The 15949-nt window shown below is 34.3% G+C and carries 16 protein-coding genes; 2 read left to right on the top strand and 14 right to left on the bottom strand.

From position 1 onward, the window contains the following. Positions 1-164: 164 nt before the first annotated feature. The 12 genes from bioA to QL232_RS20820 form a co-directional block, all read right to left on the bottom strand. Positions 165-1475 (bottom strand): adenosylmethionine--8-amino-7-oxononanoate transaminase, encoded by a 1311-nt coding sequence (bioA, locus tag QL232_RS20875; protein ID WP_281615630.1) that lies wholly within the window; start codon positions 1473-1475, stop codon positions 165-167. Next, positions 1468-2103, bottom strand: a complete 636-nt coding sequence (gene bioD, locus QL232_RS20870; protein WP_281615629.1) for a dethiobiotin synthase — start codon at positions 2101-2103, stop codon at positions 1468-1470. The genes bioA and bioD overlap by 8 nt, the downstream gene beginning before the upstream one ends. Before the next feature lies 1 nt (position 2104). Continuing rightward, positions 2105-2857 carry a malonyl-ACP O-methyltransferase BioC gene (gene bioC, locus QL232_RS20865; RefSeq protein ID WP_281615628.1) on the bottom strand — a complete coding sequence of 251 codons (753 nt, stop codon included), beginning with the start codon at positions 2855-2857 and terminating at the stop codon, positions 2105-2107. Beyond that, positions 2847-3524, bottom strand: a complete 678-nt coding sequence (locus QL232_RS20860) for a pimeloyl-ACP methyl esterase BioG family protein (protein WP_281615627.1) — start codon at positions 3522-3524, stop codon at positions 2847-2849. Before QL232_RS20860 ends, bioC begins: the two co-directional genes overlap by 11 nt. After that, entirely contained in the window at positions 3502-4692 is a 1191-nt protein-coding gene (locus QL232_RS20855; RefSeq protein WP_281615626.1) for an 8-amino-7-oxononanoate synthase, read from the bottom strand. The genes QL232_RS20860 and QL232_RS20855 overlap by 23 nt, the downstream gene beginning before the upstream one ends. Before the next feature lie 65 nt (positions 4693-4757). Beyond that, a complete protein-coding gene (gene bioB, locus QL232_RS20850; protein WP_281615625.1) occupies positions 4758-5747 on the bottom strand; it encodes a biotin synthase BioB in 990 nt (329 codons plus the stop codon). A 43-nt stretch (positions 5748-5790) separates the two neighbouring features. After that, the gene (locus QL232_RS20845) at positions 5791-6150 is read right to left on the bottom strand and encodes a hypothetical protein (RefSeq protein ID WP_281615624.1); all 360 of its coding nucleotides are present in this window, start codon (positions 6148-6150) and stop codon (positions 5791-5793) included. A 154-nt stretch (positions 6151-6304) separates the two neighbouring features. Beyond that, complete coding sequence (locus tag QL232_RS20840) at positions 6305-6499, bottom strand: hypothetical protein (protein WP_168884899.1); 195 nt, start codon at positions 6497-6499, stop codon at positions 6305-6307. 171 nt (positions 6500-6670) lie between these two features. Next, positions 6671-7144 (bottom strand): hypothetical protein, encoded by a 474-nt coding sequence (locus QL232_RS20835; protein ID WP_168884898.1) that lies wholly within the window; start codon positions 7142-7144, stop codon positions 6671-6673. A gap of 124 nt (positions 7145-7268) precedes the next feature. Beyond that, positions 7269-8345: a BamA/TamA family outer membrane protein gene (locus QL232_RS20830; RefSeq protein ID WP_281615623.1), complete on the bottom strand. Its 1077-nt coding sequence runs from the start codon at positions 8343-8345 to the stop codon at positions 7269-7271. Positions 8346-8484: 139 nt separating this feature from the next. Beyond that, complete coding sequence (locus QL232_RS20825) at positions 8485-9816, bottom strand: hypothetical protein (protein WP_281615622.1); 1332 nt, start codon at positions 9814-9816, stop codon at positions 8485-8487. An 82-nt stretch (positions 9817-9898) separates the two neighbouring features. Further along, a complete protein-coding gene (locus tag QL232_RS20820) occupies positions 9899-10306 on the bottom strand; it encodes a hypothetical protein (protein ID WP_168884895.1) in 408 nt (135 codons plus the stop codon). Between the two features lie 212 nt (positions 10307-10518). Here QL232_RS20820 and QL232_RS20815 point away from each other — a divergent pair, with 212 nt between their 5' ends. Together QL232_RS20815 and QL232_RS20810 are read left to right on the top strand one after the other, a co-directional pair. Further along, complete coding sequence (locus QL232_RS20815; RefSeq protein ID WP_281615621.1) at positions 10519-10851, top strand: hypothetical protein; 333 nt, start codon at positions 10519-10521, stop codon at positions 10849-10851. Between the two features lie 103 nt (positions 10852-10954). Beyond that, positions 10955-12769, top strand: coding sequence for a hypothetical protein (locus QL232_RS20810; RefSeq protein WP_281615620.1), 1815 nt, complete (start codon positions 10955-10957; stop codon positions 12767-12769). A gap of 41 nt (positions 12770-12810) precedes the next feature. Here the strand turns inward: QL232_RS20810 and ispF are convergent, their stop codons facing one another. Both ispF and QL232_RS20800 read right to left on the bottom strand, forming a co-directional pair. Further along, a complete protein-coding gene (gene ispF / locus QL232_RS20805) occupies positions 12811-13290 on the bottom strand; it encodes a 2-C-methyl-D-erythritol 2,4-cyclodiphosphate synthase (RefSeq protein WP_168884892.1) in 480 nt (159 codons plus the stop codon). Between the two features lie 49 nt (positions 13291-13339). Then, complete coding sequence (locus tag QL232_RS20800; RefSeq protein ID WP_281615619.1) at positions 13340-15907, bottom strand: DUF5686 and carboxypeptidase-like regulatory domain-containing protein; 2568 nt, start codon at positions 15905-15907, stop codon at positions 13340-13342. Positions 15908-15949: the final 42 nt, after the last annotated feature.

The raw sequence follows: 15949 nt of genomic DNA, 5'->3' as shown, positions 1-15949 counted from the left end.
ATAACCCAAAAACTATTTCTTATTGCTGTTTTCGTAAACTAAATACGGGATTTTTTATCAATTATGCAAGAAAAAGTATAAAAATATCTGGAAAACATTTAAATGTATCATTTCTCATGCAATAAAAGAAGTGTTAATTTGATTAAAGTTAAATATTAAACTAATTAACATTTATCAGCTTTCACTGTTGATAATCCCTCTTTAAATAAACGATGTACAATGTTATAAATATGATCTAACTCTTCTTGCGTGATGGTGTAAGGAGTGTGGAAGTAAACGGTATTTCCTAATGGTCTAAGAAGGATACCTTTACTTAAAAAGAAATTATAAAGCTCATCACGAATCGAGTTGAAATACGATGTGTCTTTTTCCGTGTCATAATCAAAAGCTAGGATGGTACCTGTTTGTCTAATATTTTTTGCAAATGGTAGAGTGGTTAATATCTCAGCAAACTTTTGATGTGACTTAATAATGTGATCAATTTGATTTTGCCTTTTTTCACTTAAAAGCATCTCAAGACTTTTAATCGCAACGGCACATGCCAATGGATTTCCAGTAAAGGAGTGCCCATGGAAAAAAGTTTTCATCATGTCATCTACTAGAAAAGCATCATAGATTTTCTGAGTACAAAAAGTAAGACTCAAAGGTAAAATACCTGCAGTTAATGCTTTGGACATACAAACTATATCAGGCTGATGGTTTATCAGATGGTTGGTAGCAAATAACTTTCCTGTTCTATAGAACCCTGTCATCACTTCATCTGCAATACACAAAGTACCATAACTTTGTGCAATTCCAATTAATTCATCCAACTGTTCTGCTTTGTACATTCTCATTCCACTAGCTCCTTGCACTAATGGTTCAAAAATAAAGCAACAGGCATCTTCATTTTTTGTATACTCTACCATTAAGCTTTTTACTTCTTCCCAATTTTCTACTGTTGGAAATGGTAGGTAATTGACATCAAAAAGGAACTCTTCAAATGGGGCCGAAAATGGAGTTCTTCCAGCCATAGACATTGCTCCAAAAGTGTCGCCATGATACGCCCCTTCAAAAGCAATTACTTTTTTTCTTTTTTTATCACCGGTATTCCAAAAGTATTGGATAGCCATTTTTAAAGCTATTTCTGTTGAAGTACTACCGTTATCAGAGAAAAAGCATTTATCGAATTTACCCGGTAATAATGGGATTAATTTCTCAGCTAATGTTACTGCAGGCTCATGTGTGAAACCTGCAAAAATTATATGATCAAGGTTTAAAGCTTGTTGTTTTAAAGTTTCAGCAAGTTCTTCATTACCATGTCCATGTATGTTCACCCACCAAGAGGAGATAGCATCAATGACTTCTTTACCATCTTCAAGGATAATTTTACAATCTTTTGCCGCTTTTACGCCAAGTGGTTTTGGAGCTAAAGTTTGCGGTGTAAATGGATGCCAAACATATTGTTGGTCCCTCTGAAGTAAGTCCTTATGCATAGTTTTCAATATTTAAAAGTTGATATAATTGAGGCCTTACTTCTTCAGCTACTCTTTTAATACTATCGGGAGTTACTTCATCTAATTGAGGAAGGTGAAATAAACATGGAGCTTCTGCATGTTCTAAAATGACATTTTCGGTGTCAATATTTCTGTCTCCATTAAATACGATACCTGCCAGTTTTAAACCGCGTCTTTTTAATTCATTAATTGAAAGAAGCGTATGATTGATATTTCCGAGATATATGTTACTTACAAGAATTACAGGAAGTTTAAATTTCTCAGCAATATCAATGACCATATCCTTATTATTTAATGGCACCATAATTCCACCAGCACCTTCAATGATCATATTTTCATTTTTGTGCGAGGGTATCTTAATAGTCTCTAGGTCAACATAAACCCCCTCTTTATTTGCAGATGCATGAGGAGACATAGGATATTTTAATAAATAAGCTTCCTCTAGCTTTTCTTTTTTTGTAGGTAATAACTGATGAACCGTTTCAGTATCTGTTGGAAATCCTGCTTGAATCGGCTTCCAGTAATCTGCTTGTAAAGCTTCAGTAAGAATGGCTGACACAACACTCTTTCCACTATCCGTTCCGATGGCTGTTAAAAAGATATTCATACTATTTTTTCTTTGCGATGATAAATATGGGATGATAAGTTAATTGCACTCCATTTTCTTTTGGAAAATGTGATTGATATTTGTCGTTAAAGGCAATCAGTTTTGATTTTGTCCAGATGCTATTGGCATTTGCACATCCTCCAACACCAGTTTTTTTGATATGTTTTAATACATCTGTTCCTTGAGAAAAAATCAGTTGAGTTTTCCATTCCCAAGCTGATAACACTTCGAAGCCTGCTTCCTCTGTAAGCTTTCTCCAATGTGTAAGTGTGCCATATTCTAATCCTTCATTTAAAGTAGTTTTTAACTCTTCAAAATTTGAAGGGCCAAAAGTACTGAATGCTAGTAAACCATCTTTATTTAGACTTTGATTGATTCTTTTTAGTAATCTTTCCCTATCTGTCATCCATTGAAATGCTGAGCTTGACAGTACTAAGTCTAACCTTTCTGGATACTTAACATTTTCTGCATCACCTTCAATAAAGTTAATGCTTGGGTAGTCCTTTAGTAACTGATGAGTACAAGAAACACCCAGGTCATTAGCAAAATAAGTATCACTTACATGAGGAATGGCTTGTTTGCTCAAAAAGCCTGTACCACATCCGATTTCAAAAACACTATTGTAAGAATCTTTTACAGAGATAAGCTTTCTGTACAGTTCCTTACAAATTCTCTTTTGTATGAATGCTTCAGTGTTATAGGTAGAAACATTTTTGCCAAATCTTTGTGCTACGATCTCTTTATTAATTACCATGGCATACTTCAGGCTGAGGTGAAACAATCTCTTCCCAAGATGTTATTGATTCAAAAGGGAAGTGTGGTAAGTTGGTAGTAACAAGATTTGCATTTTTTTCTTCCCAAGCAGTTTTAAGATTACTTATTGGAAAAATTCGATCTTTATTACTGATTTGCACACTGTTGAAATTATTCGAAGAAGGAAGGTTGGAGATCTCTCCAAGGTATTGTAGTTCCTCTTTTAAAGTATCAATACTTCTAAGGTTGTAATTTACCAACTCTTCTGCGAGTGTTTTATTACCACAAATTCGGAACATGAATTTCTCCCAATTTTTTTGAGACAATCCATCTAATGTCCCTTGGAAGATGGCTTTAGGTATGCCATACTCTTCATGAACTGGAAGAAAACTTCCATTTAAGGCAATTTTACTACCACTAATTTCAGCTTGATCGATAAAAAGATCACAGACTTTTACACCAAAAGACCACCCTAGACAATGTGTAGTCTGATAGCCTTCTATTATGTTGTTGATGAGTTCAAATTCAATATTTTGATAATGGTAAACCATTAGAACATCAAATTGATCACTCTTGAATTTCTTAAAGTAGTCTGGCGATTGTCCCCAACCTGCAAAGAAGATTAGAAGCTCTTTATTACCTGCATTAATCAACCAACTCGTTTTCATAATTATGTGCTTTTAAATAGTTCAATAAGATTTCAGCGAGCTGATCTATTTCTTTTATAGAATGATTAGCTGTGATAGAAATTCGAAGTCGAGCAGAATTTTTAGGTACCGTTGGATATCGTATAGGAGCAACATAAAACCCTTTTTCTTCCAAAAAATTAGAAAGGTCTATTGCTTTGTGATTTTCTCCCACAATAAAGGGTTGTATATAGGATTCGGAGACCAATTCGAAGTTACCTTCAGACATAATCGATTTGAAATGGTCTATCAATTTGAAAACCTTATTTCTTGTCGTCTTATAATTAGGGAGTTGTTGCCAAATAAAGGATAACCATGCAACATTTATTGGAGGAAGGGCAGTAGTGAAAATAAAAGATCTACAATGGTTTACCAGGTATTCTTTGATTAATGAAGAAGTAATAACCAATGCACCTACACCTCCCAATGCTTTTCCACAAGGAGCAATGATGACATCAATGTCATTTATCACATTATTTTCTTCGCAAAGGCCCAGACCATTTTCACCATAAACACCGATACTATGTGCTTCATCGATGATTAATTGGGTATTGTATTTCTTTTTTAACTCAACAAGTTTAAGAATATCTGCTGAATCACCATCCATACTAAAAAGGGCTTCAGAAACGATATATATATTTCTGAATAGTGAAGCATTCTTCTCTAATAACCTTTCTAAATGATGATAATCCAAGTGTTTGTATCTTTCGAAATGGGCCTTACTTAATTTTAGCCCATCAACAATACTAGCATGGTTGAGCTTATCGGATAAAATCAGATCACCCTTTTGAGGTAAACTACTAAGTACTCCTAAATTGGCATGATATCCACTGTTCATAAAGATACATGCCTCTTTTTGATAAGAAGCAGCTACTTTATCCTCTAATAAACCAAATATGCTAGCATTTCCTTCTAGTAATCTAGAAGATGCACTACTAAACCCATGATGGAAATTTGCAGGAAGATAATTTTGGATAAAATCTTCATGCAATTCCCGATCTGATGCTATTCCTAAATAATCATTGGATATAAAACTCACTAGTGATTTACCATTCTTATCGATATGACCATTTTGAAGTCGGTCTACCGTTTTTAAAGAACGAAGCTGGTGATTATCCTGAAGGAGCATCAATTGCTCTCTAATGTCCATATTTACCTAATAAGTGAAGGGTGTGGTAAATGAATACCACACCTTGAATCTATTTCTTTTGTAACCTATACGGATACTGATTCTTCTTTTACTTCTTTAAAGGATGCTCTAGGTGTTAGACCTAATAAATTGAACATTACTTTATCAGCATCTTCTTCAGGGTTAGGAGTCGTTAGAAGTTGATCTCCTGCAAAGATTGAGTTAGCACCAGCCATGAAACATAAAGCTTGAGCTTCAGTTGTCATTTCAGTTCTACCTGCTGATAGACGTACCATAGCTTTAGGCATTAAGATTCTTGCTGTAGCAATCATACGGATCATTTCCCAAGTAGAGACCATTTTGTTACTTTCCATAGGTGTGCCTTCTACAGGAACTAGTGCGTTAACAGGTACCGACTCAGGATGTTGAGGTAAAGTTGCTAAAGTATACAACATTCCGATTCTGTCCTTGTCTGTTTCACCAAGACCAATAATACCTCCTGAACAAACAGAGATTTTTGCCTTTTGAACGTTAGCGATAGTTTCTAAACGATCATCAAAAGTTCTTGTAGTAATTACTTTATCGTAATATTCTCTACTTGTATCTAGGTTGTGGTTATATGCGTAAAGACCAGCTTCTTTTAGCTTTTCAGCTTGCTCAACATCTAGCATACCTAATGTTGCACAAACTTCCATACCCATATCGTTGATTTCGGAAACCATACCTAAGACTTTTTCAAAGTCACGATTGCTTCTAGCTTCTCTCCAAGCGGCACCCATACAGAATCTTGTTGAGCCATTTTCTTTCGCTTGTTTTGCTTTTTGAACTACATCTTCAGTCTGCATTAGTTTGTGAGGCTGAACATGAGTATTGTAGCGTGCAGATTGTGAGCAATAGCTACAGTCTTCTTTACAACCACCTGTTTTTACAGAAAGAAGAGTACATACTTGTACTTCACCTGTTTTCTGAAATTCTTTGTGGATTGTTGATGCCTTATACATGAGTTCCATCAAAGGCATGTTGTAGATTTCTTCTACTTCTTGCTTAGTCCAGTTGTTTCTGATTTCTGTTTGCATCTCTTTAATTTATATATGTTAGGACATACCGGTTCCATGACGATTATATCGTTGAAAAAAATCCGGGAAAATAATTGCTAAAATTGGAAGGAAATAGATGGGTAGAGAGTAGCCTTTTGGGGTGTCCTAAGTTATAAATTTTAGATAAAACAGAACCAGATCCACTCTCAACTTCTATTGAAAGAATATCCTGCGGTATAAGATTTAAAAGTATTTCATCAATATCCGGAAAGTCATCATCTTCACTTTTTCTAGTGATACTAGTTTGATATTGGTTTACTTCTCTTATTAAAGCAGGTGCATTGTTGTGCATGGCTACATTAAGCACACAAATTTTAATCTCTCTTTTCAGAGAGTTAAAGATTGCATAACCCTTACGTGACCATCTTTTAAATAATGCCATTGCAGTAAAATAATTTATTTTGCCTGCAATTTAATCAAGAGGGGAGATAGTCCAAGTATTAACTTGAATAATTTATGGTGAAACTTGTCACCTTTTGGGATAAAATTAAGAGACAATGATTGTCTCGGGTAAAGAAAAATGGCTTTAGTTGTGATTAAAATGACTTTTTCTCATTTTTATGAAAAAGGTTCTGAGTGGCTAGCCAAATAGATACACCAAACATGCTTACACTGCCAAGATATTCAAAAACATTGTTTTCAAAGCTAAGATTGTTTTTGTCAATTAGCATAATGTTACCAATACCAACAATCGCAGCGATTATTATTAAAGCCCATCTGTAAATATTCATTTTTTTCGTAGTTTTTGATGATAATTTTAGGTCATTAGGTATTATCAAAATTAAAAAAAGAATAGGTAACTAAGCTTTAGTTGATGTTAATGACTATGTATCTCTATATATAATTACTTTAATATAAGTTAATGGTAACGAGCTATTTATTGTGTTACAAAAAAAGGAGATCTATTGATCTCCTTCTCCAAGTTCGTAGGTAGTACCACCAAATAATCCCTTTGGTAATACTTTTTTCATAAATGATTTATTTCCTTCTTCGATTTCTTTTACTTCTTCTTTAGCATCTCTTAATGCATCCTGCCATGCTGGGCCAAATCCCATCATATTACTATTTAGTTTATCAATGGCAGACTGGTAAACATGGAAACTCATCATTTCCTGGCGACCTGGCTTGTTTAATAAAGCTTTATTGGTCACTCTTAAATTTTCGTTTTCTCTTTTCAAACGTTCTATTTCACCTTTTTTACTTGAAATAGCTTCAGCATCGATTTCCAACTTGTCATGTAAATGTGCTTTGAGACGTTTGATTTCTTTCTTCATTCCAGATTGTTTGATCCAATCTTTGACTTGAACAAGTCCTGCAACGATCAATCCCGCAATTAATCCAAAAAAGAGTGATTGTATATCAAATGTTTCCCACATATTAATTCATTTCTAAAGTGTAGTATCTGGTTAATAAACGTAGTACTTGGACAGAGGTTTAAATGAAAATCAAATATATGATAATAAGATACCATCTTTTAAGGAGAATCAATAGTGATTAAGATTAAAATGCTTCGCCTATTCTGAAATATATACCCCAATCATCTCTACCCACAGCAGCGTCTAAGCCTACATTCATATGATTTTTAGGAAATACATTATATCTATAGCCAACACCTACACCGGGCAACAAAATACCATTCTGAGAACTGTCGTTAGCACCTGAAACAGTTGCCAACCCCGCAAAGAAATTGACAGCCATTTTCTTATGGAAATTCCAACGGTATTCTACTTGAATGTTATACATAGCATTACCTCTGTATTTAGCCTGAGTATAGCCTCTAATATCACTTTGTCCGACGATAAATTGTTGGTTGAAGGTGAGATCACCGACTCCAAAACCGACATACATTCGAGTAGCCAAAATATCTCGACCGTTTTTAAAGGCGAAGTATTTATTAAAATCAATAGTGATTTTCGTATTAGGTTGATCATTCCCTAAAAACTCAGGGCTTACATCAATATTTACATTACCTATTTCACCTTTGGTAGGGTAGTAGACATCATCTCTATGGTCATAGGATATTATAAACCCAAGGGTTTGTAATTGAACGGTACTTGTGGTATCAGGTGCAATATCAAAAGAATTCTCAAAATCTGTATACATATAATTTACACCTGCGTATAGGTTTTTGATTACTTTTCGTTGGATCTCACCCTTAATGAAATTAACCCCTGTGGCATATTGAAGAAATCCATTTAAAGGAAAACCTACATAGGTTTGATAATTGAAATCTCCAACACCTCCGGCAACAGTTACTCTATATCTATCTTCAGCAAAGTAAAATTTTGAAAACCCTAAAGTAAACCAAGACTTATTCGTAGTGTAAAGCCCAAGTGCACCTGAAATTGAGGAGGGAGATATAGTATCTGTTTTACTCAAGTTATACATGGCCATAGGAAGTGCACCAACAGAAAGACCCAAAGTTCTATCATAATTGATATATGGCACTGGCATAAATTGGAAGTTCTTATCAGATCTTTCCGCACTGCCTCCACCACCTGTACTAAAGCTTTGAGCTATTGATTGTTGAAGACTAAATGTAAAAGAGAATAATAAAAGAAAGAGTAATTTTTTCATTAATTGAGATTTGAAATGTCTTTTTGAAATTAGAGAAACAATTATGCATTTCAAAAATTTTGTGAATTAAAAAAAGAAACCTCTGTAAACATACAGAGGTTCTTCCATTGGTTTTTAGTTTCGTTAAAGTTGTTAAAGATCAGAAAATGAAGCCAATTCCTAGTTCTAGTAAGTTGTCTTCTTTCGCGGCGTAAGGGCCGGTTGCTCGATTATTTCTAAATTGATAATCGATTTTAAAAGCAATCTCTTCCCTTGGTTTAAAGTTCACTCCCACAGTTATGATGTCAGAGTTAAAGTGAACCATGTTGGCGTTAGTATCAGCCATTAGTAGTTTTTCATTATAGTTCTTATGAGTGTTGATATATTCATATCGAACAAATAATGGGATTTTAACATCGTGTGGATCTATTAATGCATTCTTCTTTCGAAGGAAGCTACGGTTATTGAATAATGATAACAGGTCAAAACTTCCTTCGACCAGATAACCGATATTTTGGTTGGCAATTACTTGACCTACACCTCCATTTTCTTGAGCAGTCAGATAGTACAGATCTTCTGTACCTGACATATACCCAGTTGAGGCTAAGGCCATAAATTCCCAATTCTTTTTTGTGTGTTTTACATAGGCGGTATATAATTGAGCAACAGAATTAGCTATTCTCTTGTTGCCATTGTAATCAGTGATTTCCTGATTGTTACCAGTTTGTCCAATAAACGCAGAAGCACTTAATGTCCAATCTTTTAATCCTACATAATTGATTTGAGGGTTGATGGAATAAGTAGTGAAAGAATTTCCATCAAAACGAGGTTCCCTACCTTGGCGAATCCATGTACCACTAAGGAACGAACTGCCATCTAAGCCCTGTGAAACACCAAAAGTATAGTTGAAACTTGGAGAAATAAGACCATAAAAACTAACACCCATACCCATCCAAGTAGAAGGGACAATCATTCGTTCAACATCAGATCTATTTACTGATGCAAACATTACGGGTTCGTCATTATTGTTGATGTAGCCAATACTTAATGGATATATACCAGTTCTAAGATTGAATGATTTATGAATAGAAAAATCCATAAAAGCTTCAACAATAAATTCGAAATGGCTATTTCCATTAGGGTCTGTAAGATATTCTACTAAAATCTCAGAGTTCCAGATAATCTTGTCTGTAAATCTGTATCCAAAGAATGTAGAGAACCTGTATAGGTTGTTATAAGAAAGCTCGATGTCATCTTCCATTCCTATTGGAACGTCATTTCTATTGACGAATGACACCTCACCAAAACCTGAAACACTCCAAGGTTTCTCAGAGAAAAACACTTTTGAAGCTGCTTTTGCAAGGCCTGGTTGCTGTTTGAATTTTGTCTCGTGTTCCTCTTCTTCTTGTTGGAAATCTTCTTGAGCAATCAATAAATTGTTATTTGCAACAATAAAGAAGCATCCTAAGAGAACACTGTAAAATAATTTCATTTGAATATATATGAGCTGATTTAACTAGTATTCTTATACAGTGAAATGATATCATCAATAGTATAGTACTAGTGATGAAAAATTAGCTCATACGTGGAGGGGGAGGAACTATGTCCTTAATTGGGGTAGGGTAGTTTTTATCTAAGTAAAATGTATGAGTTATTGATTCATGAAATTCTCTTTCGATACCTTCATGGATAATATCAAATACAGGATAGGATAAGCAAACTATTGGGGAGAAACTCTTTGACTCATTCTGGGAGAATGGGTTGTCATTAAAATCACTGAAGTTGTCTTCAAAAATGATCTGACAGATTAATTCTACAAAGCTTTCAATTTTATCATCTTGAACAATTAGGGTTTCCGGAGAGTAGTTCGCCTGTGAAACCAATACAGCATCAATGTCCACACTGTAATTTAGTGTGTGGAGAGCGACCCAAATTGTTAATAGAGGTCGTATGATTTTCTTATATGATAACTGTAATTTCAAGTATATAAATTGTGTAGTGAGATTCTATACAACAAAGTAACGTATAAATTGATGTTGAGGTCAACTAAATAAATGTGAAAAATGTTTTTATTGGTTAATAAGCAGTTTGGTTGAATGATTTGTTGATGTTAAGACTTTTTATTATCATTGTGTTAATGAAATTTAAAATTGATTTCATTATTTATATTTTTCGACCCTAACTAAATTTTTTAATGAAAAAGGTACTTTTTTCTTTCTTAATCGGACTATTTGTATTCACTTCATGTTCTGATGACGAAGCTGAGCCATGTAACGCTGAAGACACAGCAACTGGACTACTAGAAATTTCTACTAAAATTGAAGAACTTCCTGAGGATACTTCTTGTGAAGATGAGAAGGCAGTTTTCCAAGAATTGGTAGATTTCTACAACTCTAATCAAAGTTGTATTGAAGAGGCTGTAGAAATTTCTTACCCAGACGATGCAGCAGCTGCAGATAGTGTTAAAACTGAACTAGAAGCAGGTATTAAAATTATTGAAGCAGCATTACTAATACCTTGTATTTAGTAATTGATTACTTAAAAGAAATTTTAAGCACAATGTTTATTCATTGTGCTTTTTTTATACCTTTACAGCCATCTTCCCTTGTGTGTTAACCTATTAAATAATCATGATTCAGAATTATAATCAACAATTACAGTTGATTTTAGAAGATATTAAGGATAAGGAAAGTATATCAAACAAATTCTCACTACTACGATTAATCACAATTATTGGAGTTATCGTCTGCTGTGTATTGTTATATGGTAACTTTAATCAATTTATATTCCCCGCAATAATCCTTGGATTAGCTCTCTTTTTTCTCATTGTTAGAAAACATTCTACTGTACAACAAAATTTAGAAGAGCTTAAAATTAAACAGTTATTACTTGAAAATGAGATTGCTGTTTTGGGAGGAGGAGCGAACTTGTACGATGATGGTGAAGACTTAAAACAAGTAAACCAGTTGTTCGCACATGATATGGATCTTTATGGATCACAGTCATTATTTCACTTCATTAATAGAACATCAACACATTGGGGGAAGAATCAGTTGAATTCTTTCTTTGATGAAAATGCTTATCAAGTACCATCACAAACAATTATAGATAGGCAAGAGGCCGTAAAAGAGCTGAGCGATAATGTTTCTTTTTCAGAGAAACTTCAGTTATTCCTATTTGGTGAACAAAAGCAGAAATCAAATTTCAATATCGATAGTGATTTATTAGGTGAGTTTAAAATTAAGCAGGAGGGGATCTATAAGATATATGCCTCATTAGTTCCATTTCTATGGGGTGTCATCATTTTTGGCTTTCTCAATTCAGCCGATTGGACAATGGGTTTAACAGCTACTATTATCCTTTTAAACTTTTTAGTGATGGGTAGAGTAGGCGGTGATGTAGCTGAATTTATGCATCATCTAAATAGTAGTGCTACAGCTTTAGAACGTCTTGCAAAAGTGACTGATTTATTGGGTACGACTAGTTTTAAGAGTTCTCTACTTCAAGAGGGGATCAAAGATATTTCGTCTCAACACTTCTCCAAGCCTATTTTGAAGCTCTCTACTTTAATTCAACAATTGGATATCAGAAAAAACATGATGGGTTTAGTTGTACTGTATTCAATTATACCGTTTGATATTTTTGTTGTAGGAAGAATTAGAAAGTGGTTTAAAAAGAACCCTGACCTATTCGAGAAATTATTTCATATTATTGGTGAGTTAGAAGCCTATAATAGTTTAGCGATTCTAGAACGTAATCATCCTAATTGGACAAAACCAGTTTTTGTTGAAGAAGATATAATTCTTGATGGAGAGAATATGGGTCACCCGTTGATTTTTCAGGGTGCAAATGGAGAATTTGATGGAGGAGTGAAAAACTCATATAAGCTTGATACGAACAATAGAGTATCGATTATTACAGGATCGAATATGTCGGGGAAAAGTACTTTCATTAGAGTTGTTGGTATCAATTTACTATTGGCATTTGCAGGAAGTGCAGTTTGTGCTTCATCGTTTAAAGTGGGTAAGAGGGTGAAACTTATTACCTCTATGAGAATAGCAGATTCTTTACATTTGAGTGAATCAACTTTTAAAGCAGAACTGGAAAGAATAAAACTTATTATTGAAGCAATTGAAACTAATGAGCCGCATCTATTCTTAGTGGATGAAATGCTTCGGGGTACTAATTCTATAGATAAATTAAAAGGATCTTTTGCATTATTGGAAAAATTGCAAGCCAATGCGGAAGCCAATATTATAGTAGCCACGCATGATTTACAGTTATCCGATTTTGAGAAAAATGGGAATGCAGTATTTACAAAGAATTATCATTTTGATTTTGATTATTCTCATAATGAATTTGAGTTCGACTATAAATTGAAAGAAGGTGTTTGTGAGAAGTTTAATGCTTCCTTACTGTTAAAAGAACTTGGGTTGAACACATAATAAAAAAGGAGTAAGCTGATTTGTCGCTTACTCCTTTTTTATTAGCTTTTTGTGATTAATGCAACTGCATGAACAGCCATTCCTTCTTCTCTTCCTACAAACCCCATTTTTTCTGAGGTAGTTGCTTTAATCGAAATATCTTCTTCATCAACATTCATCACTTCTGCCATACATTTCTTCATGGCAGGTATGTGAGGGTTTATTTTTGGTTTCTCTGCAACGATGGTACAATCAACATTTCCCAATTCCCAACCTTCTTTTCTGACAATTTCCATGACATCTTTTAAAAGAATTTTGCTGTCAATACCTTTAAATTGAGGGTCAGTGTCTGCAAAATGATACCCAATGTCTCTCATATTTGCAGCGCCAAGGACAGCATCACAAATTGCATGGATAAGAACATCGGCATCAGAATGTCCAATTAATCCGTGAGTATGATCAAACTTGATACCTCCTAGCCATAATTCTTCACCTTCACCTTGACGGTGTACATCGTAACCTTGTCCAACTCTAATTTTCATAGTTCTTTTTTTGTTGCAAATATATCTCTTTCAATAAAGAAATCAACCATTAAAATGAAAGACCAAAAGCACAGTATACACCAAAGTTTCTAGATGAAGGTGTGTGATAGGTAGTTCTCCAAATAGTATAGACTCTTAATACTTTAAAAATATTTTCTACACCTGTTCCTATTTCCACATATGGTGTATTTGAATTTAAAGCTTTTGCCTGTCTGTTCGGATCGTAGGTTTCCCCCTCAAGTAATTGAGGTTGGACCGCTTGGTTTGCATTTTGACTGCTTAATTCACCATACATGATATTACAAATTCCTACAGTTCTCCACCCAAGTTTCTTAATTAATGGAATCCTGTTTAATATGTTTCCTTCAAAACGGTGCATTAGCTGTAGTGAGGCCCATTTGTCGCCAACAAATTCACCTAGATCCATAAGGTTGAAAGCAAATTTGTTATAAAGAATAGGGACGTTATTACCAAAAGGCATAGCTAAAAATGGAAATGGTGCTTTTGTAGGGATGTATCCGCCGGTAAGGAAGTAAGCAGTATTGCCAAACTTACCTAAAGTTACTTTTTGGTCGATACCTACTCGTATTTGATGGTAAGAATAATTACTACCGAATAAATCAGGAATTCCTGTAGTGTAATCGAAAGTAAGTCTTGGTCTACGATCTTGCGCCACTAATTTTCTGTGATGAGATCGATTGGCCACATACCTATGTCCTAGGCCGTAAGTTAGCTTAATATATATTTCACTTCCTGTGAGTCGATCGTATTCCGGCATATTATTCTCAAAGGAGCCGTCTAACTTATAAGGGAATAATGGGTCGATTATTCTGTGACTGAATTTTCCAACAATATTCAAGCCTCTAGTAAGGTCTCTCTCATACCATATCGATGCATTTTTTTCCATGTAGGGATAGCGCATATCCCCCCATCGTAAGGCAGCAATAAACAAAGGTCTACTATTAAAATTAGCCTGATTGACACTTACTCTCCTTAGATCATTATAATAAGAGACACCTAAAATACTCCATGAATCTCGGTTCAATATAAAGCGAGCTGTTGCTCCATATTTCCAAGCTTTGTCTTTTGCTCCATATCCTACAAAACCACTAAAAGCCACCTTTTTACTGAACTCATTATTCGTTTGAAACCCCAATTGAAAACGATGCTTCTCAACACTATTATATGCATATAGAAAAGGAATAGGTCCAAGTTCTATTGGTCCAAATTTCTTGTGCCCAGAGCCAATCATATCTCCGACAGAAGAGATTAGTTTTACTCGAGGTGTAGCTTCTGCTGAGTCGATCATTGCGTAGACTTGACTTTCTTCATTGGAAAGTTGGTTGGGTCTGTGCTGTTGCCAGTAAGCCTCATCTTTAGTCTCAATAAGTGCATCAGGGTCTAAGGACGTAGGTTGTTCATAAAATATTCTAGATTTGGGCTGATTAACGATAAAATCTTGATTATTGATTTTGATCTTCAGTTTTACTTTTGCCCAGCGGTCAGCTATTTTACCAATTGAAATGATAAAGTTTTGTTGTTGTGGTAGCCAGGCTAATTTACTGTCATCATAAGCAACAGGTAAATACTCTTGATCAATATGTACACTGTCGATAAAGTTGATATTCGCTCCTTTCCCAAGAATAGCATCCATTTTCACTAAAGCGTAGTTATGTGTTGAATCTGCAATAAATATGGCTCCTTTAAATGCTAAATCTTCTTCTCTTCTTGGTTCAAATTCTATCTTATGACATTGTACTCCTTGAACTTCTACTTTTTTAGGTTGAAGGGTATAATCATAATAATTTCTCCACTCTGAAGTGATAGGAGAAATGAATTGTTTATTCAAAAAGGAGAAGGAATTTTGATATAAATTAAAATCGACGAACGACGACCCAACAATTTGTGATACCATTTCATCATCATCCGGGCCTAAACTTTGAATCCTCGATTTTTTGATGACTTCAGTTTTTGCATCTGGATTCCTTATATAATAAACATCAGAAAGGGTTTCAGAGGAGAAGATAGGGATAATGGGTTTTCCGTTTTTATCTTTGATCGGCTCAAATGTTTTATATGAATCTAGAATGTCTTTAACAACTTTCTTCTTTTTGAAATTTTCATTGACATTGCCTACCCAAATATCAGTCTTTGTATAACTGCCATATTGATAAGCCTTTAAGTCTCTTACATCATTTCTATTTTTATACTTTTGTACATTTCTTAAGATTGCCCAGGCAGGGTTTTCCCATTTTCTTGACTTAATAACTACTTCTTCTAATTCTGTTGCAGACTCTTTGAGTTTTAGTATGATTTTTTTCTCTTTTCCTCCTTTGGCAATTTTCTTTTTGCATAATTCATATCCAGTAAATTTTGCAACTATAGTATTGTTCGCTGAAACGTCTTTTACTTTAATGGTGAACAAACCATTAATATCGGTGAGAGAACCATTCGTGGTTCCTTCAATAAACACACTGGCATAAGGAATAGGATCGTTTGTTTTTGCATCGATCACTTGCCCTTTAATGAAAAACTCTTGAGCAAAAGTGACTTGAAATGAAAACAACCAACCAAGAAGAATAGTGAGTAAAAAGTGGCTTTGTAAGTTGAATCTCATGAAAAAATCAGTAAAATCAATTACTGAGGTTTGATAATTTGA

It is taken from the genome of Flammeovirga sp. SubArs3 (assembly GCF_947387565.1).
GTDB classification, from domain to species: domain Bacteria; phylum Bacteroidota; class Bacteroidia; order Cytophagales; family Flammeovirgaceae; genus Flammeovirga; species Flammeovirga agarivorans.
The sequence above is the reverse complement of the archived record's forward strand: the minus strand, read 5'-3'. Positions and strand labels throughout refer to the sequence as shown.

Excerpts from the sequence above, each read along its gene's own strand:
- bioA (WP_281615630.1), bottom strand. The coding sequence starts at position 1,475 with ATGCATAAGGACTTACTTCAGAGGGACCAACAATATGTTTGGCATCCA.
- bioD (WP_281615629.1), bottom strand. The coding sequence starts at position 2,103 with ATGAATATCTTTTTAACAGCCATCGGAACGGATAGTGGAAAGAGTGTT.
- bioC (WP_281615628.1), bottom strand. The coding sequence starts at position 2,857 with ATGGTAATTAATAAAGAGATCGTAGCACAAAGATTTGGCAAAAATGTT.
- QL232_RS20860 (WP_281615627.1), bottom strand. The coding sequence starts at position 3,524 with ATGAAAACGAGTTGGTTGATTAATGCAGGTAATAAAGAGCTTCTAATC.
- QL232_RS20855 (WP_281615626.1), bottom strand. The coding sequence starts at position 4,692 with ATGGACATTAGAGAGCAATTGATGCTCCTTCAGGATAATCACCAGCTT.
- bioB (WP_281615625.1), bottom strand. The coding sequence starts at position 5,747 with ATGCAAACAGAAATCAGAAACAACTGGACTAAGCAAGAAGTAGAAGAA.
- QL232_RS20845 (WP_281615624.1), bottom strand. The coding sequence starts at position 6,150 with ATGGCATTATTTAAAAGATGGTCACGTAAGGGTTATGCAATCTTTAAC.
- QL232_RS20840 (WP_168884899.1), bottom strand. The coding sequence starts at position 6,499 with ATGAATATTTACAGATGGGCTTTAATAATAATCGCTGCGATTGTTGGT.
- QL232_RS20835 (WP_168884898.1), bottom strand. The coding sequence starts at position 7,144 with ATGTGGGAAACATTTGATATACAATCACTCTTTTTTGGATTAATTGCG.
- QL232_RS20830 (WP_281615623.1), bottom strand. The coding sequence starts at position 8,345 with ATGAAAAAATTACTCTTTCTTTTATTATTCTCTTTTACATTTAGTCTT.
- QL232_RS20825 (WP_281615622.1), bottom strand. The coding sequence starts at position 9,816 with ATGAAATTATTTTACAGTGTTCTCTTAGGATGCTTCTTTATTGTTGCA.
- QL232_RS20815 (WP_281615621.1), top strand. The coding sequence starts at position 10,519 with ATGAAAAAGGTACTTTTTTCTTTCTTAATCGGACTATTTGTATTCACT.
- QL232_RS20810 (WP_281615620.1), top strand. The coding sequence starts at position 10,955 with ATGATTCAGAATTATAATCAACAATTACAGTTGATTTTAGAAGATATT.
- ispF (WP_168884892.1), bottom strand. The coding sequence starts at position 13,290 with ATGAAAATTAGAGTTGGACAAGGTTACGATGTACACCGTCAAGGTGAA.
- QL232_RS20800 (WP_281615619.1), bottom strand. The coding sequence starts at position 15,907 with ATGAGATTCAACTTACAAAGCCACTTTTTACTCACTATTCTTCTTGGT.